3 protein-coding genes are annotated in these 5,530 nt (G+C 27.6%); 1 reads left to right on the plus strand and 2 read right to left on the minus strand.

Translation table 11 applies throughout. From position 1 onward, the window contains the following. Window positions 1–785: 785 nt before the first annotated feature. Both nrdG and KGF52_RS20060 read right to left on the minus strand, forming a co-directional pair. Entirely contained in the window at window positions 786–1,325 is a 540-nt protein-coding gene (gene nrdG / locus KGF52_RS20055; protein WP_227830474.1) for an anaerobic ribonucleoside-triphosphate reductase activating protein, read from the minus strand. Between the two features lie 21 nt (window positions 1,326–1,346). Further along, window positions 1,347–3,698, minus strand: a complete 2,352-nt coding sequence (locus tag KGF52_RS20060) for an anaerobic ribonucleoside triphosphate reductase (RefSeq protein ID WP_227841397.1) — start codon at window positions 3,696–3,698, stop codon at window positions 1,347–1,349. A gap of 372 nt (window positions 3,699–4,070) precedes the next feature. Here KGF52_RS20060 and KGF52_RS20065 point away from each other — a divergent pair, with 372 nt between their 5' ends. Continuing rightward, window positions 4,071–5,255, plus strand: coding sequence for a pyridoxal phosphate-dependent aminotransferase (locus KGF52_RS20065; RefSeq protein ID WP_227841398.1), 1,185 nt, complete (start codon window positions 4,071–4,073; stop codon window positions 5,253–5,255). The last annotated feature ends 275 nt before the right edge of the window (window positions 5,256–5,530 follow it).

A 5,530-nucleotide genomic window follows, 5' to 3' on the forward strand; every position in this document is an offset into this window, starting at 1 on the left:
TATTGTTATCAAAATATCTGGCTTTATGGTTTGTTTCTTGTTTTATAAATTAACCTACTGTTTAATTTTCAAAGTTCTTTATGTTTATGCCCTTTTCTTGAGGACAAGTATTACTATACCAACTTTTTCTTTTAGAGTCAACAACTTTTTTTACATTTTTTATTTTTAAATTACCACTTTACCTCTCTATTGTAATATTATCCACATTATAAACAACTGATTCATATTGTTTTAACTTATTATATTAAATATTATCCACATTATAAACATATTTATCCACATATTACATAATTTATTATTTTTTGAATAAAGATAAATCCATATGTATAATCATTTCTCATTAGTCTGCTTATTTATATGATAAAATATGTTTACAACTTGAAAACTTTAGTTGAAAATGCTTACTTTAGTAGCAGCATTATTTTATCTCAAAAATATTAATAATAATATTAGTAGTAATAATAGTACACAAGCATATAATTTTATTAAAGTATTTATCAATACCTTAATATTTACTTCATAAATTTGTAGATTAACTAAAACGCTCACAATCTAACTAAATATCTTAGTTTCCTAGCCGAGAATCGATTAAACAATTTTTAATTTTTGAAACTCTATCTAAAAAGAATATACATTAAAACAAACTAATATATTATAAAACCAAAGCTATAACAGTTAATCTAATATAATTACATTTTATATAACACGTAATTAAACAAAAACTTTTTACATAAAAATAGACGAAGGTAAATATATTTTTATATTTACCTTCGTCTATTTACGTTCTATTCTGCTATAGATAAATCGTCTTTCATATACTGCTCAATTAAAAACACTTTTTTATACTTTAGGCTCTTCTGAACATCAATTATTCTTTGATTTGATGAACCTCTAAATTTTAAACTTATATCTTTTTTTTCATCTATAAATCTTCCGTCTACTAAAACATCAATCTGCTTTAATAGGTTCAAGTTTTTGAAATATGCACTATTTTTTTTATCTAGTAGTTGTTCAAATGTAAATCCTGTATAGGACCATACATCTAATCCAGTCTTTTTAGCTTCTTTTGCTATTTCTTCTAATGGTTCTGGTTGTAAAAATGGCTCTCCACCTGATAGTGTAATACCCTTTTGTAATTTTAGTGACTTTATCTCATTTATAATTTCTTTTGTATCCATATAAAAGCCACCACATAAATTATGTGTTTGAGGATTATGACATCCTTTACAATTATGAACACATCCTTGAGTCCATATTACCATTCTTAACCCTGGTCCATCAACTATACTGTCATGACTTATAGTAGATGACATTCTTATCTTCATAACTTATTCCTCCAAATAAAACTATCTATGTTTTACCCTATCTTTAACTTCAGCTTTTTTTGCATTATTAAATCTGTCAACTGTACCAACTAAATATCCTGTTATTCGTCTTATTCTTTCAAATTTAATATCACTTTCATCTTCATTTCTTCCACATACAGGACATATATTACTTGCTATTACTCCCGAGAAACCACATATAGGGTCTCTATCCACAGGATGATTTATACTTCCGTATCCTATACCCAAATCTTTCATTGCTTTTATGACAGTTTCAAAAGCTTCTAAGTTATCAGATGGATCTCCATCTAGTTCTACATATGTTATATGACCTGCATTAGTAAATTCATGATATGGAGCTTCTATCTCAATTTTGCTATATGCACTTATATTATAATAAACTGGAACATGGAATGAATTAGTATAATACTCTTTATCTGTAATACCTTTAATTTCTCCATATACTTTCTTGTCTATTTTAGTAAATCTTCCTGAAAGACCTTCTGCTGGAGTACCCATCAAAGAGAAATTTAATTTATATTTGTCTGTAGCTTCATCCATTTTATGTCTCATATATGACACTATTTTTAGTCCTAACTCTTGTGCTTCCTTACTTTCTCCATGATGTTTACCTGTAAGAGCAATAAGACATTCTGCTAAACCTATAAACCCAATAGTCAATGTTCCTTGCTTTATTACTTCTTTTAATGTGTCTTCTGGTCCCAAATCATCAGAATCTTTCCATACACCTTGCCCCATTAAAAATGGGAAGTTTTTCATTTTTTTATTTCCTTGAACTTCAAGACGCTCTAATAATTGTTCTATAATTAGGTCCAATTTCTCATCTAGTTCTTTAAAAAACTCATCTAAATTAGTTTTATCATTTTTTATAATTCCATGTTTTATACCTAATCTTGGAAGATTGACAGTAGTAAAAGATATATTTCCTCTGCCACTAACTGTTTCTGGTCCACATACATTACTAAGTACTCTTGTTCTACAACCCATATATGTAGCTTCTGTATCTGGATCTCCTGCTTTATAATATTTAGCATTAAAAGGAGCATCTAAAAAGCTAAAGTTAGGAAATAATCTTTTAGCTGATACCCTGCATGATAACTTAAATAAATCATAATTAGGATCTTCAGGATTTAAATTTACACCTTCTTTGACCTTAAATATCAATATTGGGAAAATTGGTGTCTCTCCATTACCTAAGCCTCTTTCTTGTGATAATAATAGATTCTTAGTTACCATTCTTCCTTCTTCAGAAATATCTGTTCCAAAATTTACACTTGAAAATGGTACTTGTGCACCTGCTCTAGAATGCATTGTATTTAAGTTATGTATAAATGCTTCCATAGATTGATATGTCTTTTTATCAGTTTCTTTATATGACTCTTCAAATGCAAAGTTTTGCATGTTCTTTATAAGTTCTTCATCAATGTTAAATGTTTCTCTTAGTTTTTCTTTTTCAGAGTTTAAATACAGTTCATCTTTTTTAAGACCAACTTTTTTATTTGTTTCTTTCTCTGTTCTATATACTATGTCCTTTATTGCTTCATTATTTTCAATTCCTTTAAACAATTTTAATGCTTTAGCTAAGTTTCCTATGTAGAATTTTTTAAATGTCTTATACACACCTTCAGACAAACCATAATCGAAAAATGGTATACTTTGACCTCCATGTTGATCATTTTGATTACTTTGTATCGCAATTGCAGCTAAAGCTCCATAACTCATTATATCTTGTGGTTCTCTTAAGAAACCATGACCAGTTGAAAAACCATCCTCAAATAGTTTTTTAACATCTATCTGACAACAAGTTAATGTTCCCATATTTAAAAAGTCCATATCATGTATATGTATATCTCCATTATCATGTGCGAAAGAATGTTCTGGCTTTAATATATGAGTCTTACAAAATTCTTTGGATACAGTACTTCCATATTGTAACATTGTTCCCATAGCTGTATTACCATTGATATTTGCATTTTCTCTTTTTATATCAGCATCTTCTGCATCCTCAAAAGTAATTTCCTCTATTGCCTTCATTAATCTTGTTTTTGAATTTCTTATTCTACTTCTTTCAGTTCTATATACTATGTACTCTTCACTAGTTTTTGCATGACCTGTTTCTATAAGAACCTTAACTACAGAATTTTGTATGTCTTCAACACTTGGAACTGATTCAGAATATTTATGATTTAGCAACTTTATTACTTCTTGAGTTAGTTGCTCAGATAACTTATAATCAGGTACAATACCTTCTCTTTCTGCAACATTTGTTGCTGCTAAAAATATAGCTCTTGTTATTCTATCTTCATTAAATGGAATCACTCTTCCATCTCTCTTTTTTACAAACTCAACCAATTAAAAAAACCTCCTATTACTATATATTGTATTTTATTAATCTACATACCACTATATGTAGTATATTAAGTCTAAAAAAATCCCCTTCAACTAAGTTAAAGGGATTATCTTAATAATTACTATATTAAGATTACCAAATTTGTACATAATAGTCAAACTAACGCAAATCATTGCAAATACTATGTAGATATTTTGAACATCAGCGTTTGTAACAACTTTGGAAGTCAAAACTTTTTTCTCTTTTTTTTACACTAATTTTAGGCAAAAAATACTTATTTTCATATGTATTAATATATATATCTACAAATTTCCTTATGTACATTTTTCAAATTTGTCGTATAATATAAATAATAATTTAAAAGGGGGCATTTTATGTTATCAAAAAGACTAAACTTTATAACTCCATCCTATACAATAGGTATTAGTTCAAAAGTTAAAGAAATGGAAAGTGACGGAATTAAAATAATCAACCTTAGTATAGGAGAGCCTGATTTCAATGTACCTAATGTTGCAAAATCTTATGGAATTGACTCTTTAAATAAAGATTGTACTAAATATGATTTAGTTCCTGGATTGAAAATGCTTAGAGAAGAAATCTGTAAAAAACTTATGGAAGAAAATAACTGTAGATATTCAATAGATGAAATAGTTATATCAAGTGGAGCTAAAAATTCTATAACAAACACTTTGCTAGCGTTAACAGATGAGGGAGATGAAGTGTTATTGCCAAAACCATATTGGGTTAGTTATCCTGAAATGGTTAAATTAGTTAATGCTGTTCCAGTTTTTATTGACACTAAAAAAGAAAATGGATTCAAATTAACAAAAGAAGAACTTGAAAAATCTATAACAAGCAAAACAAAAATTCTTGTAATAAATAATCCTTCAAATCCTACTGGTAGTGTCTATACAAGAGATGAGTTGATTGAAATTGTAAAAGTATGTATACAGAATAAAATATATATTTTGGCAGATGAAATATATGAAAAAATCTGTTACACTGGAAATTTCACATCAGTTGCTTCATTAAGTGAAGAAGCAAAAGATATAACTATAACTGTAAATGGTTTTTCTAAATCAGTTGCTATGACTGGATTAAGATTGGGCTATACTGCTTCTAATAAAACCATCGCTAAAGCAATGAGCTCTATACAAGGACATCTTATATCACATCCAAGCTTAACATCACAATACATAGCATGTGGAGCTTTAAAAGATTGCTCGACTGATATATATGATATGGTTAAAACATATAAATCTAGAAGAGATTTAATCACATCTAAATTAGATTCTATCGAAAATGTAGAGTATGTAAATCCAGATGGTGCATTTTATGCTTTTATAGACCTTTCTAAGATAGCTGAAAAGTTTAAATACAAAGATAGTTTTTCTATAGAATTTTGTAATCAATTTTTAGAAGAATACAATGTAGCAGTTGTTCCTGGAATAGCATTTGGTATGGATAAATATATTCGTATATCTTATGCTTGTAATGAAAATACTTTCTTGGCTGGATTAGATAAATTAAAAGAATTTGTATCTAAGATAATGGCATAATAATTTTAATCAAACAATTTTTAAATATAAGATATTAGATGATAATTAATAGATTGTGTATCTATATAATATATTTAACATCGTAATTAAAAACTTAAATAAAATAAAAACCTATTGATTTTCATATCAATAGGTTTTTATTTTATTTCTTATATTAATCTAGAATTTTATTTTAAACTTTAAATCAATATGACAAATAAAAAAATTACGTGGCTACGTCCTACTCTCCCAGGCAGTTTCCCACCAAGTACCATCAGCGCTAGAGAGCTTAACTT

Origin of the sequence: Clostridioides sp. ZZV15-6597 (assembly GCF_020657815.1) — a bacterium.
GTDB lineage: Bacteria > Bacillota > Clostridia > Peptostreptococcales > Peptostreptococcaceae > Clostridioides.

Excerpts from the sequence above, each read along its gene's own strand:
- nrdG (WP_227830474.1), bottom strand. The coding sequence starts at position 1,325 with ATGAAGATAAGAATGTCATCTACTATAAGTCATGACAGTATAGTTGAT.
- KGF52_RS20065 (WP_227841398.1), top strand. The coding sequence starts at position 4,071 with ATGTTATCAAAAAGACTAAACTTTATAACTCCATCCTATACAATAGGT.